Origin of the sequence: Nocardia sp. NPDC004654, from assembly GCF_040609595.1 — a bacterium.
In the GTDB taxonomy this organism is placed as follows: domain Bacteria; phylum Actinomycetota; class Actinomycetes; order Mycobacteriales; family Mycobacteriaceae; genus Nocardia.
This window is the reverse complement of record NZ_JBEXKI010000001.1, coordinates 1,196,420-1,222,245: the sequence shown is the minus strand read 5'-3', so window position 1 is coordinate 1,222,245 and position 25,826 is coordinate 1,196,420. Positions and strand designations below refer to the sequence as shown.

At 67.6% G+C, this 25,826-nt stretch carries 28 protein-coding genes and 2 pseudogenes; 17 read left to right on the top strand and 13 right to left on the bottom strand.

Going from position 1 to position 25,826, the window contains the following annotated elements; translation table 11 throughout:
- Window positions 1-215 precede the first annotated feature (215 nt).
- The 3 genes from ABZV58_RS05735 to hppD are packed head-to-tail and all read right to left on the bottom strand — an operon-like array spanning window position 216 to window position 2,527.
- A complete protein-coding gene (locus ABZV58_RS05735) occupies window positions 216-770 on the bottom strand; it encodes a DUF3558 domain-containing protein (protein ID WP_354998959.1) in 555 nt (184 codons plus the stop codon).
- Window positions 771-781: 11 nt separating this feature from the next.
- Entirely contained in the window at window positions 782-1,309 is a 528-nt protein-coding gene (locus tag ABZV58_RS05730; RefSeq protein ID WP_354998958.1) for a DUF3558 domain-containing protein, read from the bottom strand.
- Window positions 1,310-1,348: 39 nt separating this feature from the next.
- Window positions 1,349-2,527 carry a 4-hydroxyphenylpyruvate dioxygenase gene (gene hppD, locus ABZV58_RS05725; RefSeq protein ID WP_354998957.1) on the bottom strand — a complete coding sequence of 393 codons (1,179 nt, stop codon included), beginning with the start codon at window positions 2,525-2,527 and terminating at the stop codon, window positions 1,349-1,351.
- Window positions 2,528-2,687: 160 nt separating this feature from the next.
- Between hppD and ABZV58_RS05720 the strand changes: the two genes are divergently transcribed.
- Window positions 2,688-3,206 carry an Lrp/AsnC ligand binding domain-containing protein gene (locus ABZV58_RS05720; RefSeq protein WP_354998956.1) on the top strand — a complete coding sequence of 173 codons (519 nt, stop codon included), beginning with the start codon at window positions 2,688-2,690 and terminating at the stop codon, window positions 3,204-3,206.
- A 6-nt stretch (window positions 3,207-3,212) separates the two neighbouring features.
- Here ABZV58_RS05720 and ABZV58_RS05715 read toward each other — a convergent pair whose 3' ends face one another.
- Together ABZV58_RS05715 and ABZV58_RS05710 are read right to left on the bottom strand one after the other, a co-directional pair.
- Entirely contained in the window at window positions 3,213-4,325 is a 1,113-nt protein-coding gene (locus ABZV58_RS05715; protein ID WP_354998955.1) for a winged helix DNA-binding domain-containing protein, read from the bottom strand.
- A 16-nt stretch (window positions 4,326-4,341) separates the two neighbouring features.
- Window positions 4,342-5,316, bottom strand: coding sequence for an NADPH:quinone oxidoreductase family protein (locus ABZV58_RS05710; protein WP_354998954.1), 975 nt, complete (start codon window positions 5,314-5,316; stop codon window positions 4,342-4,344).
- 111 nt (window positions 5,317-5,427) lie between these two features.
- Here ABZV58_RS05710 and ABZV58_RS05705 point away from each other — a divergent pair, with 111 nt between their 5' ends.
- The 3 genes from ABZV58_RS05705 (at window position 5,428) to ABZV58_RS05695 (ending at window position 7,858) form a co-directional block, all read left to right on the top strand.
- Entirely contained in the window at window positions 5,428-5,754 is a 327-nt protein-coding gene (locus tag ABZV58_RS05705) for a type VII secretion target (RefSeq protein WP_354998953.1), read from the top strand.
- Window positions 5,751-6,893, top strand: a complete 1,143-nt coding sequence (locus ABZV58_RS05700; protein WP_354998952.1) for a transglycosylase SLT domain-containing protein — start codon at window positions 5,751-5,753, stop codon at window positions 6,891-6,893. Before ABZV58_RS05705 ends, ABZV58_RS05700 begins: the two co-directional genes overlap by 4 nt.
- Before the next feature lie 191 nt (window positions 6,894-7,084).
- Window positions 7,085-7,858, top strand: a complete 774-nt coding sequence (locus ABZV58_RS05695; RefSeq protein ID WP_354998951.1) for an acyl-ACP thioesterase domain-containing protein — start codon at window positions 7,085-7,087, stop codon at window positions 7,856-7,858.
- An 83-nt stretch (window positions 7,859-7,941) separates the two neighbouring features.
- Here the strand turns inward: ABZV58_RS05695 and ABZV58_RS05690 are convergent, their stop codons facing one another.
- A complete protein-coding gene (locus ABZV58_RS05690) occupies window positions 7,942-9,612 on the bottom strand; it encodes an FAD-dependent oxidoreductase (protein ID WP_354998950.1) in 1,671 nt (556 codons plus the stop codon).
- Window positions 9,613-9,805: 193 nt separating this feature from the next.
- Between ABZV58_RS05690 and ABZV58_RS05685 the strand changes: the two genes are divergently transcribed.
- Window positions 9,806-10,297 carry a histidine phosphatase family protein gene (locus tag ABZV58_RS05685; RefSeq protein WP_354998949.1) on the top strand — a complete coding sequence of 164 codons (492 nt, stop codon included), beginning with the start codon at window positions 9,806-9,808 and terminating at the stop codon, window positions 10,295-10,297.
- 28 nt (window positions 10,298-10,325) lie between these two features.
- On the opposite strand, the gene ABZV58_RS05680 is transcribed toward ABZV58_RS05685, so the two are convergent.
- Window positions 10,326-10,529 carry a hypothetical protein gene (locus ABZV58_RS05680; protein WP_354998948.1) on the bottom strand — a complete coding sequence of 68 codons (204 nt, stop codon included), beginning with the start codon at window positions 10,527-10,529 and terminating at the stop codon, window positions 10,326-10,328.
- An 87-nt stretch (window positions 10,530-10,616) separates the two neighbouring features.
- Here ABZV58_RS05680 and ABZV58_RS05675 point away from each other — a divergent pair, with 87 nt between their 5' ends.
- The 6 genes and pseudogenes from ABZV58_RS05675 (at window position 10,617) to ABZV58_RS05650 (ending at window position 14,512) form a co-directional block, all read left to right on the top strand.
- Window positions 10,617-10,985 carry a VOC family protein gene (locus tag ABZV58_RS05675; RefSeq protein ID WP_354998947.1) on the top strand — a complete coding sequence of 123 codons (369 nt, stop codon included), beginning with the start codon at window positions 10,617-10,619 and terminating at the stop codon, window positions 10,983-10,985.
- Between the two features lie 183 nt (window positions 10,986-11,168).
- Window positions 11,169-11,624: a MerR family transcriptional regulator gene (locus ABZV58_RS05670; RefSeq protein WP_354998946.1), complete on the top strand. Its 456-nt coding sequence runs from the start codon at window positions 11,169-11,171 to the stop codon at window positions 11,622-11,624.
- The gene (locus ABZV58_RS05665) at window positions 11,621-12,640 is read left to right on the top strand and encodes an aldo/keto reductase (RefSeq protein WP_354998945.1); all 1,020 of its coding nucleotides are present in this window, start codon (window positions 11,621-11,623) and stop codon (window positions 12,638-12,640) included. The genes ABZV58_RS05670 and ABZV58_RS05665 overlap by 4 nt, the downstream gene beginning before the upstream one ends.
- A gap of 103 nt (window positions 12,641-12,743) precedes the next feature.
- A pseudogene (locus ABZV58_RS05660) lies at window positions 12,744-13,196 on the top strand (carboxymuconolactone decarboxylase family protein); the annotation flags it as partial.
- On the top strand, window positions 13,176-13,526 hold the full coding sequence (locus ABZV58_RS05655; protein ID WP_354999050.1) for a GNAT family N-acetyltransferase: 351 nt from the start codon (window positions 13,176-13,178) through the stop codon (window positions 13,524-13,526). The pseudogene ABZV58_RS05660 and the gene ABZV58_RS05655, both read left to right, overlap by 21 nt.
- Window positions 13,523-14,512, top strand: a complete 990-nt coding sequence (locus tag ABZV58_RS05650) for a pirin family protein (RefSeq protein ID WP_354998944.1) — start codon at window positions 13,523-13,525, stop codon at window positions 14,510-14,512. The genes ABZV58_RS05655 and ABZV58_RS05650 overlap by 4 nt, the downstream gene beginning before the upstream one ends.
- Before the next feature lie 172 nt (window positions 14,513-14,684).
- On the opposite strand, the gene ABZV58_RS05645 is transcribed toward ABZV58_RS05650, so the two are convergent.
- Both ABZV58_RS05645 and ABZV58_RS05640 read right to left on the bottom strand, forming a co-directional pair.
- On the bottom strand, window positions 14,685-15,164 hold the full coding sequence (locus tag ABZV58_RS05645) for an SRPBCC family protein (protein WP_354998943.1): 480 nt from the start codon (window positions 15,162-15,164) through the stop codon (window positions 14,685-14,687).
- The gene (locus tag ABZV58_RS05640; RefSeq protein ID WP_354998942.1) at window positions 15,161-15,493 is read right to left on the bottom strand and encodes a metalloregulator ArsR/SmtB family transcription factor; all 333 of its coding nucleotides are present in this window, start codon (window positions 15,491-15,493) and stop codon (window positions 15,161-15,163) included. Before ABZV58_RS05640 ends, ABZV58_RS05645 begins: the two co-directional genes overlap by 4 nt.
- A gap of 155 nt (window positions 15,494-15,648) precedes the next feature.
- On the opposite strand from ABZV58_RS05640, the gene ABZV58_RS05635 reads away from it, so the two are divergent.
- A complete protein-coding gene (locus tag ABZV58_RS05635) occupies window positions 15,649-16,119 on the top strand; it encodes a PaaI family thioesterase (RefSeq protein WP_354998941.1) in 471 nt (156 codons plus the stop codon).
- 153 nt (window positions 16,120-16,272) lie between these two features.
- On the opposite strand, the gene ABZV58_RS05630 is transcribed toward ABZV58_RS05635, so the two are convergent.
- Both ABZV58_RS05630 and ABZV58_RS05625 read right to left on the bottom strand, forming a co-directional pair.
- Window positions 16,273-16,920, bottom strand: a complete 648-nt coding sequence (locus ABZV58_RS05630) for a hypothetical protein (RefSeq protein WP_354998940.1) — start codon at window positions 16,918-16,920, stop codon at window positions 16,273-16,275.
- A 121-nt stretch (window positions 16,921-17,041) separates the two neighbouring features.
- Window positions 17,042-17,506 carry a MarR family winged helix-turn-helix transcriptional regulator gene (locus tag ABZV58_RS05625; protein ID WP_354998939.1) on the bottom strand — a complete coding sequence of 155 codons (465 nt, stop codon included), beginning with the start codon at window positions 17,504-17,506 and terminating at the stop codon, window positions 17,042-17,044.
- Window positions 17,507-17,591: 85 nt separating this feature from the next.
- On the opposite strand from ABZV58_RS05625, the gene ABZV58_RS05620 reads away from it, so the two are divergent.
- Window positions 17,592-17,963: a VOC family protein gene (locus ABZV58_RS05620; protein WP_354998938.1), complete on the top strand. Its 372-nt coding sequence runs from the start codon at window positions 17,592-17,594 to the stop codon at window positions 17,961-17,963.
- A gap of 90 nt (window positions 17,964-18,053) precedes the next feature.
- Here the strand turns inward: ABZV58_RS05620 and ABZV58_RS05615 are convergent, their stop codons facing one another.
- Entirely contained in the window at window positions 18,054-18,728 is a 675-nt protein-coding gene (locus tag ABZV58_RS05615; RefSeq protein WP_354998937.1) for a hypothetical protein, read from the bottom strand.
- Window positions 18,729-19,131: 403 nt separating this feature from the next.
- Between ABZV58_RS05615 and ABZV58_RS05610 the strand changes: the two genes are divergently transcribed.
- The 4 genes and pseudogenes from ABZV58_RS05610 to ABZV58_RS05595 all read left to right on the top strand — a co-directional run bounded on the left by ABZV58_RS05610 (window position 19,132) and on the right by ABZV58_RS05595 (window position 21,590).
- The gene (locus ABZV58_RS05610) at window positions 19,132-20,529 is read left to right on the top strand and encodes an ATP-binding protein (protein WP_354998936.1); all 1,398 of its coding nucleotides are present in this window, start codon (window positions 19,132-19,134) and stop codon (window positions 20,527-20,529) included.
- Window positions 20,530-20,570: 41 nt separating this feature from the next.
- Window positions 20,571-20,987 (top strand): annotated as a pseudogene (locus tag ABZV58_RS05605) (NUDIX domain-containing protein); the annotation flags it as partial.
- Between the two features lie 97 nt (window positions 20,988-21,084).
- Window positions 21,085-21,264, top strand: a complete 180-nt coding sequence (locus ABZV58_RS05600; RefSeq protein WP_354999049.1) for a type II toxin-antitoxin system RelE/ParE family toxin — start codon at window positions 21,085-21,087, stop codon at window positions 21,262-21,264.
- Entirely contained in the window at window positions 21,261-21,590 is a 330-nt protein-coding gene (locus ABZV58_RS05595; RefSeq protein WP_354999048.1) for a helix-turn-helix transcriptional regulator, read from the top strand. The genes ABZV58_RS05600 and ABZV58_RS05595 overlap by 4 nt, the downstream gene beginning before the upstream one ends.
- Before the next feature lie 198 nt (window positions 21,591-21,788).
- Here the strand turns inward: ABZV58_RS05595 and ABZV58_RS05590 are convergent, their stop codons facing one another.
- A complete protein-coding gene (locus ABZV58_RS05590; RefSeq protein ID WP_354998935.1) occupies window positions 21,789-25,742 on the bottom strand; it encodes a DNA-directed RNA polymerase subunit beta' in 3,954 nt (1,317 codons plus the stop codon).
- Window positions 25,743-25,826: the final 84 nt, after the last annotated feature.

Below are 25,826 nucleotides of genomic sequence, written 5' to 3'. Positions count from 1 at the left end.
AGTCTTCACTCGCACGTCCAACCACGTTTCTCGCGTCCCGAGGTCGGGCGTGTCGTGCGTGAGACAGGACCCTGATTCCGGGCACGCCGGGGAGGTCGGCCGCTTTCGCTGGCCTACGTCGAACGCACGAACTTGCCCGCATGCTTCCGGGCACAGCGATCCACGATACTCGCGGGCTTCGCGAAGGGTCAAAGCGGGGTCCGGCGCGTGGCGGTTTACCTGGCCAAATTCAGTGTCAGCTCCACCAGCTGCTTGGCCGCGCCGCACGGATCAGGATGCGTCGAACCCGCGCGGTAGTTGATCCACCAGCCGACCACGCCACTGTCGGCCGCGCTCGCGCTGACGCCGCAGGAATCGGGGTCGCCGGGGCGGCGGGTCTGCAACGCGCGGCTGCTCTGCACGGTCGTGTTCTCCGACTTGTAGCCGAGCTTGTCGTTGGTCGCCTTCTCGTTGTTCAGCGAGCCGATCTCGTACCAGTTGAGGGTGACCATGGCCCGCCCGCCGGGCGCGTCCTCGACGTCCCACATGCACACCGCACCGTTGAACGAGCCCTGCACGAACCGCGCGTCGCCGACCGCCTTGCCGATCTTGTCGGGCTCCACGACCTCGCATTCGCGCAGCAGCTTGTCGAAATTCGTGTTGATCTGCTGACTGCCGCCCGCCGGAAACGCCTCGCCCTCGATGGTCCTGCCGCAGCCCGTCATCGTGAGCGCCAGCGCGGCCGCCGTCGCGGCGAGCACCACGTTCCGTGTCTTCGGATGTGCACTCATGCCCGTCCCCCTCACTTCAGCCGCTGCACGGTGAGCTCGGCGAGCTTGCGCGTCTTCTCGCACGGATTCCCGGCGGCCGCGAACGCCCCGTACGACATCGACCATTCGAAGAAGTCGTCGTCGAGTTGCACGGCGAGATCGCAGACCGTGCCGCTGGGATCCAGCGCTTGGAATCCCGGCCTGCCGCCCACCTCGATCTTGTCCGGCTCCCGGCCGACGCTCGCCACCCATGCCTTCTCCCGGTCGATCGGACTGCCACGGTAGGACGCGAAGGTGACGCTGGGCGAGGACAATCCGGCGGACTGGTAGTTGCAGCCGACCGAGTTCTTGAACACGGTCGAGAGCTGGCCGAGCCCGGCCAGCTCGCGCACCTCGTCGTCGGTGACGTGCCCGCATTCTCCGACGAACGGGCCGAGCGTCGCGACCTTGGGCGGCGGGCGCAGCGGGGTGTTCGAGGACCCGGAATCGTCGTCCGAGTCGCACGCCGACAGCGTCAATGTCAGGGCGAGACAAGTGATGAGCGCCGACGCGATCCGCATGATTCGAACTCTACTTGTTCGGCGGGCGCGACCTCCGGGTCAAAGATTCCCGCGGGCGGCCTGCTCGCGTTCGATCGCTTGGAACAGGGCCTTGAAGTTGCCCTTGCCGAAGCCGAGGGAGCCGTGGCGCTCGATCAGTTCGAAGAAGACGGTGGGGCGGTCGGCAAGCGGCTTGGTGAAGATCTGGAGCAGGTAGCCGTCCTCATCGCGGTCGACGAGGATGCCGCGGTGCTGCAATTCGGCGACCGGCACGCGCACCCGTCCGATGCGGGCGCGCAGTTCCGGGTCCTCGTAGTAGGTGTCGGGGGTGTCGAGGAATTCGACGCCCGCCCGGCGCAGGTTGTCGACGCAGGTCAGGATGTCGCTGGTGGCCAGCGCGATGTGCTGGACGCCGGGCCCCCGATAGAAGTCCAGGTACTCGTCGATCTGGGAGCGCTTCTTGCCGACGGCGGGCTCGTTCAGCGGGAACTTCACCCGGTGGTTTCCGTTCGCCACGACCTTGCTCATCAGCGCCGAGTACTCGGTGGCGATGTCGTCGCCGACGAACTCGGCCATGTTCGTGAAACCCATGACGCGGCGGTAGAACTCGACCCAGCGGTCCATCATGCCGAGTTCCACGTTGCCGACGACGTGGTCGATCGCCTGGAACAGCCGGGTCGGCGCCTCCGCACGCGGCTGGTAGCCGGAGCGGCGCGCCACATAGCCCGGCAGATACGGACCGTAATAGTTGGAACGGTCGACGAGGGTGTGCCTGGTCTCACCGTAGGTAGCCAGCGCCGCGGTGCGGACGGTGCCGTTCTCGTCGGTCTCGTCGTGCGGTTCGACGAGGACGGTCGCGCCGTGCGTGCGTGCCCACTCGATGCAGCGGTCCACGTCGGGCACCTCGAGCGCGATGTCGACGACGCCGTCGCCGTGCCGCTGGTGATGGGCGATCAGCGGGCTTTCCGGATGCACCGCGCCGGTGATCACGAACCGCGCCGCGCCGCTACGCAGCACGAACGCCTTGTGGTCGCGATTGCCGGTCTCGGGTCCGGAGTACGCCTCCAGCCGCATCCCGAACGCCGATTGCATGAAGTGCGCGGTCTGCGTCGCGTTGCCGACCACCCAGACCAGGGCATCCCAGCCGATGACGGGGAACGGGTCGACACTGTCGTCGTGATCCACGAGGCCGACGAGCCCGCGTAGCTCGCCATCGGTGGGCAGGTGCTCGATGGTCATGAATCAAGGAAATATCGGCCGCCAACCGGTAGGCAACCGCTCCGATTTTCTGTAGACACAGTGGCGGATTCGGCTAGCAAAGGCCGCGCGATGCTGGACAATTTGAATAGTACCGATGGGACACCACGCTGCCCTCGCCCGCGCCCCACAGGAGGTCGCCATGTCACGTACTCCAGCGAAGCTGGACGAACTCGACCTCGCCATCCTGACCGCGATGCACGAGCACCAGAAGGCCGGAATCCTGGAGCTCTCCCGGCGCACCCGCGTCGCGCGAGCCACCGTGCAGTCGCGCATCGGGCGCATGGAGGAGGCGGGCGTGATCGCTTCTTACGACCCGCAAATAGATGTCACCGCAGCGGGTTTCGACGTGCAAGCGTTCGTCACGCTGGAGATCGCCCAGGGCGCGCTCGACACCGTCGCCGCCGAACTCGAGGCCATCCCCGGCGTGCTCGAGGCGTACGCGACGACCGGATCGGGTGATGTGTTGTGCCGCATCGGCGCCGACTCGCACGCCGGGCTGCAAGCGGTACTGCTCAGCATCGACCGGACCAGTTCGGTGGACCGGTCGCACAGCGTCATCGTGCTGTCCACGGTGGTGCCGCGCCGGACGCTGCCACTGCTGCGCACGCTGACGCCGACCGGAAGCAGCAAGGCTCCCGCCTACCGCGACCCTCACTAGCCCATCTCACAGCCGCAGATCCGCGCCGACCTCGAGAATCTCCACGCTCGGCCGCTTGTCGTCCTCCAGGAAGCCGAGCAGCGCAAGCGCTTTCGCCTCGACCTCGGCTCGCTCGGCGGCCGACCACGCGCGGCTCGGGCTGATCCGCAGCCGCGCGACCCCCGTTTGCGGGAAGACCTTGTACACACCCGCGACGAAACCGTCGACCAGCACCGGAGACACCGCGGTCGCGTAGGCGCGCAGGGTCGGTGGCGCGCCGTTCGGCACGATCCGGCTCCGATCCTGGTGCGAGAGAACGGCATTGTCGTACCAACCGAGCAGCCGGACCGGCGCGGGCAGATCCGGGTCGGCCAGTTCGGCGTCGGCGAGGTCGTAGAGGGTGCGGCCGCGCTCGTCGGTGTAGGTGCGCAGCCGGTCGCCGAGCGCGTCGACGGCCTTCTTCAATCCGGTCAGCTTGGACCAGGTCTGCATGTCCATGGTCGTCGCGGGACCGAACGCCCGCAGATACCGGACCAGCAGCTCCGCGAGCGGGTAGCCGGGGTCGAGCGGCGCGCCGAGCCACGGCTCCACCCGCGACCACACCGGACGACTGCTGTCCTTCCACTTCCCGCGCGGGGGTGTCTGCAAGACCGGCAGCTGATACAGCCAGGTCTGCACCACCGCGCCGGGATCGCGGTCCGGCCAGAACGCGGCGGCGCGGGCCCGCAGTTCGGCGGCAGGCGTCGGCTCGTCACCGAGCGCCTCCTCGCCGCGGGCCCGCACCGCGTCCGGATCCAGGCCGACCATCGCGCCGTAGTTGAAGCCCTTGCGGAACGGGACCTTCTCCAACTCCGGCTGGATGTGCGGCGCGATGCGCAGCGCGTCCGGCGGCGTCACCAGGTGAATGGTGCCGCGCATCAAGGTGATCCGGACCAGCGAACGGTCCTCCAGGCCCGCCGAGACCACCTCGGGATCGAAATCCGCAAGGCGGCTCCACAATCCGACGAACGGCGGCGGCACATCCTGCGCCTGCAAGCCGACCAGGTGATCGCACATCTGCGCCACCGTCAGCGACGATCGCTCCAGCAGGTGCTGGCGCTGCAACAAGGTCCGGTTCAACACCCGGCGGGAAAGCGTCATGACGCGCGAGCAGCGATCAGCGCAGGGTGACGACGACCTTGCCGGTCGCGGTGCGATTGTCCAGCGAGGCGACGGCTTCGGCGGCCCGGTCCAGCGGGTAGAGCACCGGTTGCGGCGGCGCGATCTTGCCCGAGGCCAGCAGCGGCTCCACCTCGGCCCACTGTTCGGCCAGGTAGCCCGGGTGCGTCATGACCCATTCGCCCCACGCAGCGCCGGTCACCTCGACGTTCTTGAGCAGCAGGCGGTTCACCTTCACCGTCGGGATCTCACCCGCCGTGAAGCCGACGACCAGCAGCCGACCGGCCGAGGCCAGCGAGCGGATGCTGTCGGTGAAGCGGTCGCCGCCCACCGGGTCGAGCACGATGTCGACGCCGCGGCCGCCGGTCAGCTCCTTCACCGCGGCGAGCCAGCCGTCGGTGAGCACCACGTCGGTGGCGCCGTTGGCCTTGGCCACCTCGGCCTTCTCCGGCGTGCTCACCACCGCGATCACCCGGCCCGCGCCGAGCGCCGCGGCCATCCGCAGCGTCGAGGTGCCGATGCCGCCCGCCGCGCCGTGCACGAGCACGGTCTCGCCCTCGGCCAGCCTGCCGCGGTTGCGCAGGCAGAAGTGCACCGTCAGATCGTTGAACAGGATGCCGGCGCCGGCCTCCAGGGAGATGTTGTCCGGCAGCTTGAACACCATCTGCGCGGGCGCCACCGCGACCTCGGCCATGGCGTTGCCGAGCAGCGTCAACGCGACCACCCGGTCACCGGCCCGCACGTGCGCGTCGGCGGGCGCTTCGCGCACCACGCCCGCGACCTCGCCGCCGACGACGAACGGCAGTTCCGGCTTCATCTGGTACTGCCCGCGCGTCATCAGCACATCGGGAAACGCGACGCCCGCGGCGTGCACGTCGATCACCACACCGCCCGGATACGAGGCGGGCTCGGGGATCTCGACGACCTCGACCGCTTCCGGTCCCTCCAGCTTGCTGACCTGGGCTGCGCGCATGTGCCGACCTCTCTGTCCGATTCGACGACATCGGTCGTCGTCGATGACACCGTGACCAACATAACGCTAAGCTGGGCGCGACTTTCAGGTCGGGGAGAAGGGGGCTTTTCCATGGTCGACGGCGCACAGCCGCCTGCACAATTGCAGGTGAATCCGCAAGCGCTACAGACGTTCGCGAACGATTTGGGCGCCGAGGCGGGGGTGATTCGCGGGCTCAACATCGGCAATGGGTTCAATCCGGCTGTATCGGCCCTGCAAGGCACCCCCTTCGGTAACTCCGCGGGCCGCGCCACCGACCTGACCAACCAGTGCCTGCACCGCATCGCCGACCGGCTGGACAAGGTCGCCCAGAGCACCCGCACCGCCGCGGGCGCCTACGAGGTCGCCGAGGACGATTTCGCGGCCCGCCTCCGCACCATCGCACTCGAGCTGCCATGACGCTCACCATCGGGAACGTCTCCGCCTGGCAGCCCGACCAGGTCGGCACCGCGGGCGCGAACGCACGCAAGCTCTCCGAGCAACTCGACGCCGCGGTGCGCAAAGGCTCCGACGACACCGCCCGGCTCGGTACCGACAAGGTGTGGTCCGGCGCGGCAGCCGACGCCGCCAACCAGCGGATGGACACCGAGAAGACCCGCTCGGGCGCGGTGAGCGCCGCCCTGCTCGAGCTCGCCACCGCCTTCGAGGCCGAGGTCGGCAACCTGAACGAAGCCAAATCCAACGTCCTGCGGCTGCGCGACCAGGCGGCGAACGCGGGTCCCGTCCCCGGCGCGGGCATGGGACTGATCACCGGCTTCACCGTGAACGACAACGGCACCGTCGACGCCACCGCGCGCACCGACGAGTTGCTCCGCGGCCTCCCCGGCCAAGCCGCCGACGACCTGCGCCTGCGCATCCGCACCGACGCCGCGAACTGGGAAACCCAGATCACCACCGCGCTGCAGACCGCCGAGAACGTGGCCACCGAAGCACAGCGCAAGGTCGACACCGCGATCACCAAACTCCAGTCGGCCCTCGACGGCCTCGCCGACACCAACCTCATCCCACCCCCGTCGACCACCACTGCACCGGCCGCCACCACCCCACCCACGACGCAATCCCCGAGCAAGCCGAACTACGTGATGTCCGGCGGCAACAACAGCTACTCCGGCTCGTCCTCCGATTCGTCGTATTCGGGCAGCCCGTCGTCCTCGAGCGCCCCGACCGGGCCAATGCCGACCGGCGACAAGGCCAAGTGGATCCAGGAGGCGATCCAAGCGCTGCGCGCCAAGGGGTACGACATCAGCGACAGCGACGCCGCGATCATCTCGATGATCATCGACAAGGAATCCGGCGGAAACCCACACGCGATCAACCTCTGGGACAGCAACGCCGCGGCGGGCATCCCCTCGAAGGGCATGATGCAGACCATCGACCCGACGTTCAACTCCTACAAGCTGCCCGGCCACGACGACATCTGGAACCCCGTCGACAACATCATCGCCGGAACGCGTTACGCCATCGAACGGTACGGATCGCTCAGCAACGTTCCAGGCATCGCGGCGATGAGCCGGGGAGAGGGGTACGTCGGCTACTGATCACCAGCGGGTTCACGGCTCGGACGATTCGCCGAGCCGCCGGTCGGAGGACGATTCCGGATGCGGTGCGCCGGTTCGCATACCAGTGAGTACAGGCGGCTCGACGCGAGGGTGTGACGTACGCCCCGTAAAGTCGTCTCACAACAGCACCGCAAGAAGACGCGGCACAACGTGCAGCGCGAGGAGCACCAGTGTCACTCGATCAGCCACTCGCCCCGCTGAGCCAGGAGGGCATGGGCTATGCCTCGGCGTGGCCGGTACGGGCTGGCGATGTGGATCCGTACGACCGATTGAGGTTCGACGCCGTCGCCAGATACCTGCAGGATATCGCTTGGGAACAGTTGCATCAGACGTTCCTGCACCGGTCTGATCCGAGCTGGATCGTTCGCCGCACGGTCATCGACGTCATCCGCCCCATCGTCTGGCCGGACCAGGTGCATCTGCTGCGCTGGTGTTCGAGCATGTCGACCAGGTGGACGAATATGCGGGTACGGATCACCAGCGACAACGGCGGGCTGATCGAGACCGAGGGCTTCTGGATCAATATCAACGAGTCGACCAACCGGCCGACCCGGATCAGCGACGAGGGCCTGTCCTACCTGGCCAGGACCGCGGGCGAGCACCGGCTGCGGTGGCGGCCGTACCTGACCGATTCGACTCCCCCGGAATCGGACACCGACCTGCCATTTCCGGTGCGGGCCACCGACATCGACTCGTACAACCACGTGAACAACGCCTGCTACTGGCAGGCCGTCGAGCAGTTCCTGGTGGACTATCCGAAGCTGGTCGCGGGTCCGCACCGCGCGGTGATCGAGTACGTCGCCCCGGTGCTCGCGCGCCAGCACATCAGCGTGCGCAGCCGCTACGAACCGGGCGATCGCAACGGGCGGCCGGTGCTGCGGCTGTGGTTCGTGGTCGGCGGGACGACCACGACCGTCGTGCGCATCATGCCGCTGCCCGGCTGACACGCGACGACGGCCGATCCCCGCTCACCAGGAGACCGCCGGGCGGATCACGCGGACCCGTCCGACGGCCTCATGTCCCGGATTCAGCCCCGAGCGGCCTTCAGCAGATCCTCGCGAGTGGTGAACTTGACGCGCGGACGGCCCGCGGCCTTGCCCGCCGCCTTCTCCGCCTGATCGATCGACTTCCACCCCGCGCGGTCGACGAGGTCGGCCTGGCGCTGTGCGATCAGTGCCTTCAGCGCGGCGCGATCGCCTTGCGGCACAGCGAGTTTGCCCGAGATGAAGTCGGCGACGAGCTGCTCGACGGTCTCCTCGGAGTCGACGCGGTTCGAGCCGATGACCCCGCGCGGGCCGCGCTTGATCCAGCCGCTGACGTACACGCCAGGCAGCGGGACGCCGTCCTCGCCGAGCACCCGGCCGTGCTCGTTGGGCACCACGGCGCGGCGCTCGTCGAATGGCAGGCCCGCGACCGGCTCGCCGCGGTAGCCGATGGAGCGCAGCACCAGCGAGGCGTCCAGCCGATCGGTCTGGTCGGTCGCGCGGGCGACCAGCTGGCCGCCCTCCTCGACCAGTTCGTTGCGCACGAATTCGATGCCATCGACGCGCTCGGCGCCGGTGACCGCCGTCGGCGAAGCCAAGTAGCGGAAGACGATCCGCTTGTTGGCGGGATCGCGGCGGCCCGCGGCGTACTCCTTGGCCAGGGTGTACTTCAGCTGCAACGAGGGCTCGACGTCCGGGTCGTCCAGCAGCGCGCTGCTGCTCGGGTCGAGTTCGAGTTCGGCCTCGTCGACGATCACGTCGACGCCCTTCAGGTGGGTGAGCGCGAGGAACTCCGGCGAGGTGTAGGCCGCCTGCAGCGGACCGCGCCTGCCGAGCACGACGACTTCGCGGATATTGCTGCCGCGCAGGGCATCCAGCGCGTGGTCGGCGATGTCGGTCTTGGCGAGTTCGTCGGGGTCGACGGTGAGCACCCGCGCCACGTCCAGCGCGACGTTGCCGTTGCCGACGATCACTGCGCGCTCGCCGGACAGGTCGAACTGCCGTTCGGCGTAGTCGGGGTGGCCGTTGTACCAGGCGACGAACTCGGTGGCCGAGTGGCTGCCCGGCAGGTCCTCGCCGGGAATGTTCATGTGGCGATCGCTGGCCGCGCCGACCGCGTAGATCACCGCGTGGTGGTGCCCGAGCAGTTCCTCGTGCGAGATGTGCGTGCCCACCTCGACATTGAGGTAGTACTGCAGGGTCTCGCGGCGGAACGCAGACTCGAACATGCCCGAGACCGTCTTGGTTCCCGGGTGGTCGGGGGCGACGCCCGCGCGCACCAGACCCCACGGCGTCGGTAGCCGGTCGAACATCTCGACCTCGGCGTCGCAGCGGCGCAACAGTTCGTCGGCCGCGTAGCAGGCCGCGGGCCCCGCGCCGACGATGGCGACGCGTAGGGTGCCGAGTTCCTTCGGCGGCCGCTGCGGAGCCACGATCGGGTCGAAGTTGGATTCGAGCGGATGCCGTTCGAAGTAGGCCGCGTTGATGTCGCGGAACCGCGCGAGAGTGGCAGGCAGATCGTCCTCGGAGTAGATGGCCTCGACCGGGCACGCGTCCACACAGGCGCCGCAGTCGATGCAGGTGTCCGGGTCGATGTAGAGCATTTCGGTCGTCGCGAACTCCGGCTGGTCCGGCGTGGGACGAATGCAGTCGACCGGGCACTCGGAGACGCAGCTGGCGTCGTTGCAACAACGCTGCGTGATTACGTAGGCCATATTGTGCAGATCCTCGAAAATGTGCGTGGGCTGGTGCCACCCTGGGTTGCGGTGGTGGGCCGCGGTGTCACAGCGAGCGGATAGCGATATGTGACGCCGCTTTCAGTGTGCCTCGAGAGTGGCGTACGCCTCTCTTCGGACTGCCTACGTGCCTATCACACCCCGGTCACAGGCGGAGGCTTACGGTATTGCCATGGTTCGGACCCTGATCCTGATGCGGCACGGCAAGTCCAGCTATCCGGACGGCGTCGGCGATCACGAGCGCCCGCTCGCGCCGCGCGGCCAGCGGGAGGCCGGGTTGGCGGGCGACTGGCTGCGCGAGACCCAGCCGCCGATCGACGCGGTGCGCTGTTCGACCGCCGTTCGGACCCGCGAAACGCTGGCCGCCACCGGGATCACCGCGCCGGTCGTCTACGAACGCGGCATCTACGAGGCGTCGCCGCGGACCCTCATCGAACTGATCCAGCTCAGCGACGACGACGTCGAGACCTTGCTGCTGATCGGCCACGCACCCGGAATGCCGTGGACCGCATGGGAACTCGCGGCCAACCGCAATTCGAACCAGGCCGTCGAGCTGAGCAGGAAGTTCCCCACCTCGGCGCTCGCGGTCCTCGAATTCGACCGCCCGTGGTCCGACATCGACCCGGGCACCGGCGAACTCGTGCGCTTTCACGTCCCCCGCTGAAGCTATCTACCGTGCTGGGCTCCCGCGGTCACTTCAGCAGCCTGCCACCGACCACGACGACGACGCCGAGCAGGATCAGTAGCAGGAACGCGACGAATCCGTTTGTCAGCCACCAGACGACGCCGAGCGCGACGACGAACGGCGCCACCGCGATCGCGGTGATGACGGGACTCTCCTTGACCGTGGCCCAGGCCGAGCGGGCCCGGATCCGGTCGATTTCCTTTCCAGGCATGCCACCAGGGTAGGCCCGTTTCGACCCGCCGACCCGGAACCGCCGATATCGGCCATCAGTGTCGGTGGGCGGTGGGATGCTGACCCGATGGATTGGAAAATCGAACTCGTCGCGATTCCCGTCACCGACGTCGACCGGGCCAAGGATTTCTACACCCGCATCGGCTTCAACGCCGACCACGACCACTCGCCGAGCGAGGACATCCGCTTCGTGCAGCTGACGCCACCCGGTTCGGGCTGTTCGATCTGCGTCGGGCGCGGCATCACCGAGGCGGCTCCCGGCAGCGTCGAGGGCATGCAGATGGTGGTCGCCAGCGCCGAGAAGGCCTATCAGCAGCTGGTCGAGGCCGGTGTGGAGGCCACACCCGTCCAGGACATGGGCTGGGGCCTGTTCACCTTCTTCAGCGATCCCGATGGCAACAAGTGGGCCGTACAGGAGCTGCCGAAGTACAACTGACAGCCCTTCGCACACGTCGCGGGCGTTCGGCAGAATCAGTCTTGCTTGGAGTGCACTCCAGGTGACTAGCGTCGTCCGTGTTCGACGAGAGGGGCGAATTTCAGTGAGCGAGCGTCAGCGAGTGAGTCGTCTGCACAGTGCGCTCTCGGGCACAACCAAGCCGCGCGCCAGCGGGGCGAAGTCGTGACCGCGACGGCACCACGCGTCGGGGACAGCGACCGGGAACGGCCGAGGTACTCGATCGGCGAGGCCGCCGAGCGGTCGGGTCTGAGTCGCGACACACTGCGCTGGTACGAGCGGATCGGGTTGATGGACTACGTCGGCCGCGACCACACGGGCAAGCGCCGGTTCAGCGATCGGGACCTGGAGTGGCTCGCCCTAATCGGCAAACTCCGCACGACCGGCATGTCGGTCGCCGACATGCTCCGCTACGCGGAGCTGGTCCGCGCCGGTGACTCCACCTTCCCCGAGCGGCTCGCGATGTTCCGGGATACGCGCGCCGAAGTACTCGCCAAGATCGCCGAACTGCAACAGACCGTGGCCGTCCTGGATTACAAGATCGCCATCTACGAGGGCAAATCCGCCTGGACCGGACCGGCCGCGCTCGCCACGGACGACAGCGAAGGGATCAAGGCATGACCACCACCGACACGCTCCCCACCACCGCGCTCGGCGCGGGCGGCATCGAGGTGGGGACGCAGGGCCTGGGTTGCATGGGCATGAGCGAGTTCTACGGCGAGTCCGACCTCACCGAGTCGCGCGCCACTCTGGACCGGGCGCTGGAACTCGGTGTCACCCTGTTCGACACGGCCGACGTCTACGGCTCCGGACACAACGAGGAATTCCTCCGCGATTTCGTGCGGGCCAATCGCGATCGGGTGGTGCTGGCCACCAAGTTCGGCATCGTCCGCAAGGCCGACGACCCCACCTTCCGCGGCATCGACAACTCCCCCGAGTACATCCGCGCCGCCGTCGACGCCAGTTTGCGCAGGCTCGGCATCGACACCATCGACCTCTACTACATGCACCGCCGCGATGTGCGGGTGCCGATCGAGGACACGGTCGGCGTCCTCGCCGAGCTCGTGGCGGCGGGCAAGGTGCGCGCGCTCGGCCTCTCCGAGGTGACCGGCGCGGAGCTGCGCGCGGCGCATGCCGTGCACCCGATCGCCGCGGTGCAGTCGGAGTGGTCGCTGTTCTCCAGGGACGTGGAGAACACCGCGGTGCCCGCGGCCGCCGAGCTCGGCGTCGCCTTCGTCCCGTATTCGCCGCTCGGCCGCGGCTTCCTGACCGGATCGTTCAAGGCGGCGAGCGAATTGGCCGACGCGAACGACTTCCGCAGGGCGATGCCGCGCTTCACCGGCGACAACGCGGCTCGCAACGCCGAACTGCTCACCCCGGTGCGCGCCATCGCCGAGGAGCGCGGCGTCACGCCCGCGCAGGTCGCGCTGGCCTGGGTGCACAGCAGGGCGGCCGCGCACGATCTGCCGGTGATCCCGATTCCCGGTACCCGCAGCCGCAAGCGCTTGGCCGACAACGTCGCCGCCGCCGCGCTCGTCTTGTCCGCCGACGAGCTCGCGACGCTCGAGCCGATCGCGGCGCAGGTGGCCGGAAACCGGTACGCGGACATGTCTTTCACGTCCGCCGGACGGGAGTAGGACACTTCGCGCGATCGTCGCCCGGCCCGGAAACGGCCGGGCGGCGGTCGACTGCTCGGCATCAGGGTGACATGTCAACCAATTGCGACTACGATTCGACACCATGAACCTCGACAACCGGGTGTGGGTCGACAAACAAACACCAGTCGCTTACCGCGCCCTGCTCGCCACGGCGAAAGAGGTCAGGGCCGCGGCCGCGGCGGCCGGGCTCGACCGCAGGCTCGTCGAACTGGTCAACGTGCGGGTTTCCCAGCTCAACGGCTGCACGCACTGCCTGGACGTCCATCACCGGGCGGCACTGCGGGCGGGCGCCACCGAGCAGGAGATCGCGGTCCTGCCCGGCTGGCGGCGCGGCGGACCCTACTCGGCGGTGGACCGCGCCGCGCTCGCCCTCGCCGAGGTCACGGCCGTTCTGCCGGATGAAGCGACACTCGAGCGTGAGTACGCTTTGGCACGAGAGCATTTGTCGGATGACCAGATGTCGGTAATCGTCTGGGTAGCCACCACGATCGGCGCGTTCAACCGCGTGTCGATCATGAGCAAGCACCCGGTCCGGGCGCACAACGAGGAGGCAACCATGACCGATCTCGCGGAGATCAAGGTCGCGCGCAATGCCGAGCAGAACCGCTACGAGATCTACTACGGCGGCGAGCTCGCGGGCTTCACCGAATACGTCGAACGCGGCATCGACAGCGACTTCGTGCACACGGAGATCGACAAGACCTTCGAGGGCAAGGGCCTCGGCAGCAAACTCGCCAAGGAGGCGCTCGACGACGTGGTCGCGCGCGGCCGCACCATCACCGCGCACTGCCCGTTCATCAAGGCGTTCATCGAGAAGCACCCGGAGTACGGCCAGCACCTGACCGGCAAGAGCGGCGAGCAGTGAGCGATCTCGATCCACATCCGGCGGAGTCGGTGTGCGAACCGGCGCCGGGCCCCGGCCCGATCGCCGAGCTCTACCCCGCGCGCGAGGTACCACTTGGCGGCGTGCGCGGCGTTTTCGTGGAACGGGTGCTCCCGCAACGGGATCTGCCGACGGTCGGCGCCTGGTGTTTTCTCGATCATTTCGGCTCGCCGACGGTCACCAAGACCGACGCGCCGCCGGACATCGATCCGCACCCGCACATCGGCCTGCAGACCGTGACCTGGCCGTTCGAGGGACGCATCCGGCATCGGGACTCGGTCGGATCCGATGTCGAGATCAATCCAGGTCAGCTGAACCTGATGACCTCCGGCCGCGGCATCGCGCATTCCGAATACGGCGTTCCCGACGCCCCGGCCGGCCACGGTCTCCAGCTCTGGATCGCACTGCCCGGCGACCGCACCGGCATCGACCCGCACTTCGAGCAGCATCGGGACCTGCCGGTCTACGAAGCCGAAGGCGTGCGTGCCATCGTGCTGATCGGCTCGTTCGCCGGGCTGACCTCGCCCGCCAAGGCCTACACCCCGATCGTCGGCGCCGACGTCCGGATCGATCCCGGCACGGGGATCACCATTCCGCTCGACCCGTCCTTCGAGCACGCGCTGCTGGTGATCGAGGGCGAGGTGACCGCCGCCGACACCGAGGTCAAGCCGGGTCCGTTGCTCTACCTCGGTTCCGACCGCACCGAGCTGCGGCTGGCCAGCGGCACCGGCGCGCACTTCGCGCTGATCGGCGGCGAGCCGTTCGGCGAGGAACTGGTGATGTGGTGGAACTTCGTGGGGCGCAGTCACGAAGAGATCGTGGCGGCCCGCGAGGACTGGGAGAACCGCCGCGTCGAGCGATTCGCCGACATCGCCGGTCACTCGCCCGAGCAACGCATCCCCGCGCCGCCGATGCCCGCGTTGCACCTGAAGCCGCGCAAGCGGCGCATCGGCACGGATCGTTCCTGAATCAGGTTCCGCCCCGAGGCTCCGCGGAGGCCGTATCGGTCGGACTCGGCGACCCGCGCGCCGACCGTGCGTGACCCCAGACGAGATCGTCCGGCAGCCGAACCCCGCACGATCGCTGGACCCGCCGGGCGGAGTCGACAGGCAGCTCGACCCCGCCCGCGGGCGATCCGGCTCAGGCCGACTTGGCGAGCAGTTCGTCCAGCGCGCGGTAGCTGGCGTTGAGGCCCTCGGACATGCCCGACTGCAGCATGCCGTCGCGCTCTTCCGGCGTGTGGAACTGACTGTCGGTGACGACCTTGGTGCGACCGTCGCCGAGGTCGATGAACGTGGTCGCGTCGATGGCGACGTGCGCGGGCATGCCGTCCCACTCGAAGGACTGCACGATCCGCTCCTTCGGGGTGATCTCGCGGAACCGCCCCTCGAAGCCGTGCGAACCGTCCTCGGAGTTCTCCACGAAGCGGTAGTGGCCGCCCTTGCGGAATTCCCAGCGCTCCACGTCCATTCGATTGCCACGCGCCCACCACTGGACCAGCTGCTCGATCCGGCTGTAGGCGTCCCACACCCGGTCCAGCGGGGCGTCGAAGATCCGCTCGACGTGGATCTCCCGATCGACGGGAGTGGTGATGTCGGCATCGCGGGTTGTCGTGCTCATTGGTCTGGCTCCGTTCGTTCGAGGAATTCACCGAGACGGTCCATCCGGGCTTCCACCATTCGCCGATAACCCTGCAGCCACGCCACTTCGCGGTCGAAGACGTTCTCGCCGAGTCGGCAATACCTGACCCGGCCCCGCTTCTCCGTGACGATCATGCCCGCGTCCTCCAGCAGGCTGATGTGCTTCTTGATGCCGGTCAGGGTCATCTCGAAACGCTCGGCCAGTTCGCTGACGGTCGCGGGCCCGCGGCCGAGGCACTCGAGGATCCCACGTCGGGTGGGGTCCGCCAGCGCCCCGAACGAGGCGTCGAGGAAGTCATACTGAACCATCAGGTTCAGTATTGCGACCTGGCGTCCGCGAGTCAATACCCGCGCACGAATCCGATCGACTACCGCGCGGGCGCCGCGCCCGAAGTGGACAAGCCCGGTGGCGACGCGGTAAAACTGGAACACGTTTCAATTGCCGCGACCCGGTGGGAGTTCGGATGGACAGCGCGACCATGGGCAACCTGGTGATGGCCGGGTTCCAGAAGCTCGGGTTCATCCAGTACGCCGGTATCGAGGGCGTGGAGTTCGCCGCGGGGCGCAATGTCGTATCCATCGCCCCGCGCGCCGAACACCTCAACCACAACGGCGATCTGCACGCGGCCGTGCTGTTCGGCCTAGCCGAGACGGCCGCGATGGGCGCAGCCGTCTCGGGCATCGTGGACCTGATGGGCGAGACGTTCATCGTCGCCCGCGACGGCCGCATCGAGTATCTGGCGCGGGCCAAGGGTTCGGCCGGCCCCTTCCACGCCACCTCGGAATTCGACGCGGACACCCTCGAGCGCCTGCGCTCGGATATCGCGGGACGCGTGGCGGTAGAGCTCGAGGTGCCGGTCGAGATCGCCGACGGCTCCGGAAAGCCGGTTGCCGCAGCGGCTTTCACCGCTGTCATCAGGCCGAGAAGGAAGTAGGCGTACCTCCGCGTTCGCTCCGGCCATGCGCGTCTTGCGCACCTCCGCGTTCGCTCCAGCCGTGGCCGGGGACCGACGCCGCAGAGAAGAGGGAACTGCCGCGGGTCGTCGGGACGCAGGAGCTCACCCCTGCGCCCTCGAACGAGACGTGAGTCAGGGCTGGCCGGTGAGGTACGCCTGGGCCGCATCGATGGCAGGCTGACCGCCCGCCTGGTAGAGCCCGGCGAACGCGCCGATCACGCCGCCGACGACGGTGGTGATCGGGACCGTGATGAAGTCGAGAACGAACAATCCCAGCGGGAATCCGACCAGGAAGCCGATGCCCGCGCCGATGGCGGCGCCCGCGAGAATCTGCGGCATGGCCTTCTCGGCCTCGGCGAAGAAGCGCTCCTGCGAACTGATCTCGCGCACCGGGGTTTCCGGCATCGCGGTCGGCGCGAGGGTCAGCCGGGTGCCCGCCTCGTCAACGGTCGGGGTGAGATCGACGCGGTGGCCCTCGATGTGCAACGTCATCGGCAGGGCGGCGACGATCTGGCCCGCCCGGTCGGCGATGGTGACGATGCGATCGTCGTTGACCAGGCCGAAGGTGCCCTCCTCCAGCGTGGTCACGGTGGAGCGGCGGTCCTCGGCGACGGCCACGCGGTAGGCGATCTCGTGGAACGCGCCGCTGAGGTTCAGCGCCGCCGCGGCCGGTGCGGTCTGCGCGGGCGGGTCCGCGGGCTCGGCGTGCACGACGCCCGAGGAGAGACCGGTGGCCGCCAGTGCCAGCAACGCCGTCGCGGTGATTCTGCTGATCCTCATCCTGTGCTTCCTGTCGCGCCGTCCGGTTCACGATGTCCGGTTTGTCCGCCGACAACTTACCGGCCGACGGGCGGCTTCAGAAGAGCGTCAAGGCAATTGGGTGTGATCTAACAAACCGGACTCAGTCGCGTAGTTCGGCCCCGAGGCGCTGGAGGTAGCCGGCGAAGCGGCGGCGGTCGTCGGCGGACCAGTCGGCGGTGAGCTCGGCGAAGACGGTCCGCTGCCAGTCGCGGGCGTCGGCGAGCAGGCGTTCGCCGCTGGCGGTGAGGCGCAGGGCGGTGCGGCGGCGGTCGACCTCCGATTCCGATCGGGCGATGAATCCCGCCGCCGTCGCGTCGCGCACCATGCGACTGGCGCCGGACTGATCGAGCCCGAGTTGGTGCGCGACGGCCGTGACGGTGGGCTCACCGTCGCGCTCGGTCTCCGTCGCCACCGCCTCCACGACTTGGATGTGCTGCACGTGCCGCAGTTCCTCGGGCAGGCGCGCCGAGCTGCGGTTGATCCACCGCCGAGACCAGAACCGGACCACCTGGAACAGTGCGGGTCCGCCGTCGACGGCGGTGTCCGGGGTGGGGGTCCTGTTCATGAGGTTCAGGGTAGTCGCACGTCGGCAGTTACATGCGAATCACATGTAATATGTATGCGTATCGCATTCAATCGAGGAGGTCGAGATGTCCATCGTTTTGAATCACACGATCGTTCGCGCCACCGATCGAACCGCTGCGGCGGCGTTCTTCGCCGAGCTCATGGGTTTGCCGGTTGGTGAGTCCGCCGGGCCGTTCGTGCCAGTTCGCGTCAATGCCGATCTCACGTTCGATTTCGACGACCGAGGGCCGGTGACGCCGGGGCATTACGGGTTTCTGGTCGACGATTATCGGTTCGACGCCGTGCTCGCGCGGCTCGAGAGTTGGGCCGACGTGCCGTACGGGTCGGGGCCGGAGAACGGGTGGGATCGCGAGATCAATCGTTTGCGGGGTGGGCGCGGGTTGTATGTGCTTGCGCCGGATGGGCACAGCTACGAGTTGTTCACCGTGGTGCCGTAGGAGCGGTGTGCACTGATTCCACGCCGGGCGAAGTCGGACCACTGCGCACGCAAGGGCGAGCAGATCACGGCGGCGCGCCTGCTCGAGCGCTCACCCGGCGGCGCGGAGACGGATCTCGTTCACCAGGCTGAGCAGGGTGTCCAGTGTCGCGGGTGGGCCGGTCAGCCTGGCGAAGGCGAGGGTGTCGACGGGGCCGCCGGTGTCGGCGGCGAAGGCGTAGGTCATCGCGACTCGCACCCGAGGCTCGCCCTCGATGTCGGCCCGGGATTCGGTGAAGGCAGTCGTGGGATCGGTTGCGCGCCACCGTGGTTCCGGGCCGATGAGTTCGGTTCGGAAACCGGTCTGCTCCGCGTCGCGACAGGGCGAGAGGCAGGAGTGCACGCCGATCCAGCCGCCCGCCCGACTCCCACCGCGCTCGTCGGCGCAGGTCCACACCACATCGGCCCGCAATCGCTTGCTGCCGCCGATGCAGCCCCAGGTCTCCGGAATGTCGAAATCGAAAGGCATCCCGCGCAGTCCGCGCATCGGCGCCAACCGCGCACGCGGGCCGTACGTCGGCCCGACCACCGGACCGGGCGCACCGTCGCGCACCAACAGCACCGCGGGCCGCCGCGCCACCTCCCTCGGCAACGCGGCGGGCATCCCCTGCGCCGGCGGCCCGATCACCGACGTCGCGGGCCCGGAACTCGGCTGCTCCCCCTGCCGCTCCGCCTCCCACAAGGCCGCCGCCCCGACGCACAACGCCACGGACACAACCAAACTCACCAGCGCCCCCGCCGCCCGAGCCCGCGCCGCCCGCCCACGCACGGTCCCCCGCCGCAACGAACGCCACCCCACCGCACTGCCGCCCACGAACGCGCCCCCTTACGCACACTCAGCCGTCCGGGCCGCCCCGACACCGAACCAGCGCCAAGCCGTGCCACATCTTAACTGCGCCACCACCTTTCGGTCGCAACAACGAAGAACGCCGCCCAAACCCAAAGCCGACCTGCGCCCGCCCGCGCCCCGAATCAGCGCGCCCGCCAGCGGGGTCGATGCCGGACACGCCGACGGGTGGCGAGCCTAAGCCGAACACATGTATAAGCGTAGTTATAAGAAGTATAGTTATATAGTGACCACCAAGCGGAAACCTGAGCGGGTGTTCGATCGCGACCGAGAGTGGGACGGGTTGCTGCGCTTCGCCACTTCGCCCAGCTCGGACGTTCGACTGGGCATCGTCAGCGGCCGTCGCCGACAGGGCAAGACCTTCTTGCTCGACGCGCTGTCCGAGGTCGTGGGCGGTTTCTTCTTCACGGCGACCGAGGCGACCGAGGTCGAGGCCCTCGAGCGCTTCGGTCGTGCCGTCGCGCGCTACGCGGGGGGCGGGCGCTACGCCTTTCGCAATTGGGAAGAGGCGCTCGAGCGGTTGTTCGCGGTCGTCGGCAATGACCTCGTCGTCCTGGACGAATTCCCGTACCTGACCAAAGCCACGCCCGCGCTCCCTTCGCTGCTCCAGTGGGCGTTGGATCCACGCGGCCCGGCCCGGGTCGCGGGCTCGCGCATCCTGTTGTGCGGGTCGGCCATGTCGGTGATGGGCGGGCTGCTGTCCGGCAGTGCACCGCTGCGCGGGCGAGCGAGCTTGGAATTGGTCGTGAGGCCCCTCGGATATCGGGAGGCGGCCGCCTTCTGGGGGATCGACGACCCACGGCTGGCCGTGCTCGTCCATTCGATCGTCGGCGGCACTCCTGCCTATCGGCGCGATTTCGTAGCCGGAGATGCCCCCGAATCGCTCGCGGATTTCGATTCGTGGGTCTTGCGGACGGTGTTGAACCCGCAGGTTCCACTCTTCCGTGAGGCTCGCTACCTCCTCGCCGAGGAAACCGAAATCCGCGACGTGGCCCTGTATCACGCGGTGCTGGCCGCCATCGCCAACGGAAACACGACACGCGGCGGTATCGCGAGCGCCATCGGCCGTAGCTCAACCGATATGGCACATCCGCTTTCGGTATTGGAAGACTCCCAACTGATCGTTCGCGAGGCGGACCCTTTCCAGAAGGGCAAGCCCGTCTTCCGGATCGCCGAGCCGCTGATCGTCTTCTACGAAGCGATCATGCGACGTCACTGGACCCCGCTCGAACGAGGCAACCAGGCGGCGGCGTGGCACAGTTCGCAGGCCACATTCCTTTCCCAGGTCGTCGGACCGCATTTCGAGAACATCTGCCGTGACTGGGCGATGTCGGCGGGACCCGACGTTTTCGGTGAACTGCCGGGGCAAGTGGCCGGCGCGGTAGTCAAGGATCCGGATCGGCGAAGCCAGATACAGATCGACGTGGCGGTCCTCGCGCCCGAGGAGCCCGGACGCCGTCGGCGAATCCTCTCGCTCGGGGAAGTGAAGTGGGACCGCACGATGACGACCGGGCATCTGGACCGCCTCATTCGCGCGCGAGAGCTGCTGTCCGGCAAGGGTTACGATGTCTCCGACACCGTTCTCGCGTGCTACAGCGGTGCGGGATTCGATGACGGCCTGCGCTCTTCCACCGAGAAGCCGCTACTGATCGACCTCGAAACACTTTATGCGCGTTCGTGATTCGCGGTTCCCATTGCGGCGGAAGACCGCAGAATAGAGGGATGGGGCGGATCGACTACTTCGACGACGAGAACGCACCAGTCGCGCAGGGACGGGTGCCGGGTGTTGTGGCGGCGGTGCGAGATGACGTGGGACGCCTATTGCTGGTGCGGCGCTGCGACAACGGGTGGTGGGCGATGCCGGGCGGCAAGCTCGAGTTGGGCGAGACGATCGCCCAAGCGGCGGTGCGAGAAACGTTGGAGGAGACGGGAATCGACATCGAAGTGACCGGCTTCGCGGGTATCTACACCGACCCCGGTCACATCGTGGTGGTCGACATCGACCCAGGTGACCAGGTCGTGCTCCAGGAATTCACCGTCTGCCTGCACGGCCGCCACCTCGCTGGCACACCCCGCCCCGACAACCGCGAAACCTCCGACGTCCGCTGGTTCACCCCCTCCGAAATCGACGGCCTCCCCCTTCACCCCCGCCGCCCGAAAGCACATCACCGACGCCCTCACCAAACCCTCCCCCACCATCGCCTGATCGTCGCTGACATGCGTTGCCCAGCGCTGGTTGTGCCACCGGACGATCAGCGCCCCACTGTTCGTTTTCGACCCGGACCGTTCGGCGATCATTCTTGTCGCAGGAGACAAGGCGGGACGTTGGTCGCGGTGGTACGACGACGCGATACCGGTAGCAGAGCAACGGTATGCCGACTATCGGGCAGAGCAAGATCAGGAGTTGAAATCATGAGCCCCGCACGCAACTGGCGCGAAGTAAAAGCCGAAGCCCATCGGCGGCACCCCGAGCTGGCCGAACCAGAGGCCCAAGCAGCCGCCTCCGCACAACTGGACGCCTACATCGCAGGCCACCACCTGAAAGAGCTCCGCAAGGCGCTTGGAAAGACCCAGGCCGAAGTTGCCACGGCCCTTGGCGTCTCGCAATCACGGGTATCGCAGATCGAAAACGGAGATCTTGCCGCGATGGAACTCGATACCCTCCGCGCCTACGCGCACGCCCTCGGCGGCCACGTCGACATCACTGTCCAAGTCGGGCCACACAGCATCAAAGTGGCTTGAGCACAGCACTTTCGACTCCCACCATCGCCTGATCGTCGCTGACATGCGTTGCCCAATGCCGGTTGTGCCACCGGACGATCAGCGCCCCCGCCGTTGACGAGCCGCAGCAGGGTGGCGCGGCTTCTGGCACCATCCGAAACGCGAACGGCCCCCGCTCCGGAAGGGAGCGGGGGCCGAATGCCTATCGGTGCCTACCGATTACCGGTAGTCGCTGAATCCGTAGTCGTCCAGCGGAACCGCGGCACCGGTGGTGGTGCCGAAGCTGTCCGGGCTGTAGTAGGTGTCGTCGTAGGACGGCACCGCGTACGCCGCGGCACGAGCCTCTTCGGTCGGCTGCACCTGGATGTTGCGGTAGCGGTTGATACCGGTACCGGCCGGGATCAGCTTGCCGATGATCACGTTCTCCTTGAGGCCGATGAGCTTGTCGGAGCGGCAGTTGATCGCCGCGTCCGTCAGGACTCGGGTGGTCTCCTGGAAGGACGCCGCCGACAGCCACGAGTCGGTGGCCAGCGACGCCTTGGTGATACCCATCAGCACCGGGCGACCGGAGGCGGGCTCGCCGCCTTCGGAGACCACGCGACGGTTGGAGGACTCGAACTCGGAACGCTCGGTGAGCGAGCCGGGCAGGAACTCCGTGGCGCCGGAATCGATGATCGTCACGCGACGCAGCATCTGGCGCACGATGACCTCGATGTGCTTGTCGTGGATCGACACACCCTGCGAGCGGTAGACCTCCTGGACCTCGTGGACCAGGTGGATCTGCACCTGACGGGGGCCCATCACGCGCAGCACCTCGTGCGGATCCGCCGCGCCTTCCAGCAGCTGCTGGCCGACCTCGACGTGGTCACCGTCGGAGAGCAGACGCTCGGTGCCGTCGTCGTGCTTGAACACACGCAGACGCTGACGCTTCGAGAGCTTGTCGTAGACAACCTCTTCACCACCGTCGTCCGGGATGATGGTGATCTTGTAGAAGCGGTCGTCGTCCTCGAGCCGCACGCGACCCGAGACCTCGGCGATCGGCGCCTTGCCCTTCGGCACACGAGCCTCGAAGAGCTCCTGAACACGCGGCAGACCACCGGTGATGTCGTCACCCGCGACACCACCCTGGTGGAAGGTACGCATGGTCAGCTGGGTACCGGGCTCACCGATGGACTGCGCGGCGACGATGCCGACGGCCTCACCGATGTCGACCAGCTTGCCGGTCGCCATGGAGCGGCCGTAGCAGGTCGCGCACACGCCGGTGCCGGTGGTGCAGGTCAGCACGGAGCGGACCTTCACCTCGGTGATGCCCGCGTCGAGCAGCGCCTCGATGGCCGGGTCGCCGAGGTCGGCGCCCTTGTTCACCACGACGTTGCCGGACGCGTCCAGCGCGTCGGCGGCGAGCGTACGAGCGTACGCGGAAGTCTCCACGTGCGCGTCGCGGATGATCGTGCCGTCGAGCTGCTTCTCGGCGATCGGCACGACGATGCCGCGCTCGGTGCCACAGTCGTGCTCGCGCACGATGACGTCCTGCGAGACGTCCACCAGACGACGGGTCAGGTAACCCGAGTCGGCGGTACGAAGCGCGGTGTCGGCCAGACCCTTACGAGCACCGTGGGTGTTGATGAAGTACTCCAGAACCGTCAGGCCCTCACGGAAGGAGGACTTGATCGGCCGCGGGATGAACTCACCCTTCGGGTTCGTCACCAGGCCCTTCATACCGGCGAGGGTACGGGTCTGGGTGAAGTTACCCGTGGCGCCCGAGTCGACGATCGTGATGATCGGGTTGTCGGCCGGGTAGTGCGCGCGCAGCGCCTTACCGACCTCCTCGGTCGCCTCCTGCCAGATCTTGACCAGGGCGTTGTTGCGCTCCTGGTGATCGAGCGCACCACGCTGGTACTTCTTCTCGATCTGATCCGACTGCGCCTCGTAGCGCTCCATGATCTCGGCCTTCTCCGGCGGAACGAGAACGTCCGACATGGAGACGGTGACACCCGAACGCGTGGCCCAGTAGAAGCCTGCGTCCTTGAGCTTGTCGACGGTCTGCGCGACCACGATCATCGGGTAGCGCTCGGCGAGATCGTTGATGATCGTCGCCTGCCGCTTCTTCGGCATCTGCTCGTTGATGAACGGGTAGTCCGCGGGCAGCAGCTCGTTGAACAGCACCCGGCCCAGCGTGGTCTCGGTGGTCCACGCGTCGCCGCGCTGCCAGCCCTCCGGGAACAGCTCCGCTTCGACGTCCTTCGGCGGACGCTGGGTGGTGAGCCGCACCTTGATCATGGAGCGCACGGTCAGCTCGCCGCGGTCGACCGCCATCTGCGCCTCGGCGGGCGAGGAGTACACGCCGAACTCCGGCTGGCCGTCCGACGCGGGCTTGTACTCGCCCTTGGCGCCGTCGACCTGACGGGTCAGGTAGTACAGGCCGGTCACCATGTCGAGACGCGGCATGGCGAGCGGACGACCCGACGCGGGCGACAGGATGTTGTTCGAGGACAGCATCAGGATGCGGGCCTCGGCCTGCGCCTCCGCCGACAGCGGCAGGTGCACGGCCATCTGGTCACCGTCGAAGTCGGCGTTGAACGCCTCACAGACCAGCGGGTGCAGCTGGATGGCCTTGCCTTCCACCAGCTGCGGCTCGAAGGCCTGGATGCCGAGGCGGTGCAGGGTGGGCGCACGGTTCAGCAGCACGGGGTGTTCGGCGATGACCTCTTCGAGGACGTCCCACACCTGCGGCCGCTGCCGCTCCACCATCCGCTTGGCGGACTTGATGTTCTGCGCGTGGTTCAGGTCGACCAGACGCTTCATCACGAACGGCTTGAACAGCTCCAGCGCCATCAGCTTCGGCAGACCGCACTGGTGCAGCTTCAGCTGCGGACCGACGACGATGACCGAACGGCCCGAGTAGTCGACGCGCTTACCGAGCAGGTTCTGACGGAAGCGGCCCTGCTTGCCCTTGAGCAGATCGGACAGCGACTTGAGCGGACGGTTGCCCGGTCCGGTGACCGGACGGCCGCGGCGGCCGTTGTCGAACAGGGCGTCGACGGACTCCTGCAGCATCCGCTTCTCGTTGTTGACGATGATCTCGGGCGCGCCGAGGTCGATCAGTCGCTTGAGGCGGTTGTTGCGGTTGATCACGCGACGGTACAGGTCGTTCAGGTCGGAGGTGGCGAAGCGGCCACCGTCGAGCTGAACCATCGGGCGCAGCTCCGGCGGGATCACCGGAACGGCGTCGAGCACCATGCCCATCGGCGAGTTGCCGTTGGCCTGGAAGGCCGCGACGACCTTGAGCCGCTTGAGCGCGCGCAGCTTCTTCTGGCCCTTACCGGTGCGAATGGTCTCGCGCAGGTTCTCGGCCTCGGCCTCGATGTCGAAGTTCTCCATCAGCTTCTGGATGGACTCCGCACCCATGGCGCCGGTGAAGTACTCGCCGTAGCGGTCGGTCAGCTCGCGGTAGAGCACCTCGTCCACGATGAGCTGCTTGGTGGACAGCTTGGTGAAGGTGTTCCAGATCTCCTCGAGCCGGTCCAGCTCGCGCTGGGCACGGTCGCGGAGCTGGCGCATCTCGCGCTCGCCGCCGTCCTTGACCTTGCGGCGCACGTCGGACTTGGCGCCCTCCGCCTCCAGCTCGGCCAGGTCGGCTTCCAGCTTCTGCGCGCGGGCCTCGAGGTCGGCGTCGCGCTGATCGGCGACGGCCTTCTTCTCGACCTCCATCTCGGCTTCGAGCGTGGAGAGCTCGTTGTGACGCAGCTCCTCGTCGACGCCGACGATGACGTACGCGGCGAAGTAGATGATCTTTTCCAGATCCTTCGGCGCCAGGTCCAGCAGGTAGCCGAGGCGCGACGGCACGCCCTTGAAGTACCAGATGTGGGTGACCGGCGCGGCCAGCTCGATGTGGCCCATCCGCTCACGGCGCACCTTGGCGCGGGTGACCTCGACGCCACAGCGCTCACAGATGATGCCCTTGAAGCGGACACGCTTGTACTTACCGCAGTAGCACTCCCAGTCCCGGGTGGGACCGAAGATCTTCTCGCAGAAGAGGCCGTCCTTCTCCGGCTTCAGCGTGCGGTAGTTGATGGTCTCCGGCTTCTTCACCTCGCCGTAGGACCACTGGCGGATGTCTTCGGCGGTGGCAAGGCCGATCCGGAGTTCATCGAAGAAGTTGACGTCTAGCACGTAACTTCCTTTCCCCTGTGCGGGTCGAATTCGAGCAAAAGTTCACTAGTTGGTTGTTCGCGATGGGCGCGGATGTCGTCGGTG

Excerpts from the sequence above, each read along its gene's own strand:
- ABZV58_RS05645 (WP_354998943.1), bottom strand. The coding sequence starts at position 15,164 with ATGAGCACGACAACCCGCGATGCCGACATCACCACTCCCGTCGATCGG.
- ABZV58_RS05675 (WP_354998947.1), top strand. The coding sequence starts at position 10,617 with ATGGATTGGAAAATCGAACTCGTCGCGATTCCCGTCACCGACGTCGAC.
- ABZV58_RS05640 (WP_354998942.1), bottom strand. The coding sequence starts at position 15,493 with ATGGTTCAGTATGACTTCCTCGACGCCTCGTTCGGGGCGCTGGCGGAC.
- ABZV58_RS05630 (WP_354998940.1), bottom strand. The coding sequence starts at position 16,920 with ATGAGGATCAGCAGAATCACCGCGACGGCGTTGCTGGCACTGGCGGCC.
- ABZV58_RS05700 (WP_354998952.1), top strand. The coding sequence starts at position 5,751 with ATGACGCTCACCATCGGGAACGTCTCCGCCTGGCAGCCCGACCAGGTC.
- ABZV58_RS05595 (WP_354999048.1), top strand. The coding sequence starts at position 21,261 with ATGAGCCCCGCACGCAACTGGCGCGAAGTAAAAGCCGAAGCCCATCGG.
- ABZV58_RS05710 (WP_354998954.1), bottom strand. The coding sequence starts at position 5,316 with ATGCGCGCAGCCCAGGTCAGCAAGCTGGAGGGACCGGAAGCGGTCGAG.
- ABZV58_RS05625 (WP_354998939.1), bottom strand. The coding sequence starts at position 17,506 with ATGAACAGGACCCCCACCCCGGACACCGCCGTCGACGGCGGACCCGCA.
- ABZV58_RS05690 (WP_354998950.1), bottom strand. The coding sequence starts at position 9,612 with ATGGCCTACGTAATCACGCAGCGTTGTTGCAACGACGCCAGCTGCGTC.
- ABZV58_RS05685 (WP_354998949.1), top strand. The coding sequence starts at position 9,806 with ATGGTTCGGACCCTGATCCTGATGCGGCACGGCAAGTCCAGCTATCCG.
- ABZV58_RS05730 (WP_354998958.1), bottom strand. The coding sequence starts at position 1,309 with ATGCGGATCGCGTCGGCGCTCATCACTTGTCTCGCCCTGACATTGACG.
- hppD (WP_354998957.1), bottom strand. The coding sequence starts at position 2,527 with ATGACCATCGAGCACCTGCCCACCGATGGCGAGCTACGCGGGCTCGTC.
- ABZV58_RS05705 (WP_354998953.1), top strand. The coding sequence starts at position 5,428 with ATGGTCGACGGCGCACAGCCGCCTGCACAATTGCAGGTGAATCCGCAA.
- ABZV58_RS05680 (WP_354998948.1), bottom strand. The coding sequence starts at position 10,529 with ATGCCTGGAAAGGAAATCGACCGGATCCGGGCCCGCTCGGCCTGGGCC.
- ABZV58_RS05665 (WP_354998945.1), top strand. The coding sequence starts at position 11,621 with ATGACCACCACCGACACGCTCCCCACCACCGCGCTCGGCGCGGGCGGC.
- ABZV58_RS05735 (WP_354998959.1), bottom strand. The coding sequence starts at position 770 with ATGAGTGCACATCCGAAGACACGGAACGTGGTGCTCGCCGCGACGGCG.
- ABZV58_RS05655 (WP_354999050.1), top strand. The coding sequence starts at position 13,176 with ATGAGCAAGCACCCGGTCCGGGCGCACAACGAGGAGGCAACCATGACC.
- ABZV58_RS05720 (WP_354998956.1), top strand. The coding sequence starts at position 2,688 with ATGTCACGTACTCCAGCGAAGCTGGACGAACTCGACCTCGCCATCCTG.
- ABZV58_RS05635 (WP_354998941.1), top strand. The coding sequence starts at position 15,649 with ATGGACAGCGCGACCATGGGCAACCTGGTGATGGCCGGGTTCCAGAAG.
- ABZV58_RS05620 (WP_354998938.1), top strand. The coding sequence starts at position 17,592 with ATGTCCATCGTTTTGAATCACACGATCGTTCGCGCCACCGATCGAACC.
- ABZV58_RS05715 (WP_354998955.1), bottom strand. The coding sequence starts at position 4,325 with ATGACGCTTTCCCGCCGGGTGTTGAACCGGACCTTGTTGCAGCGCCAG.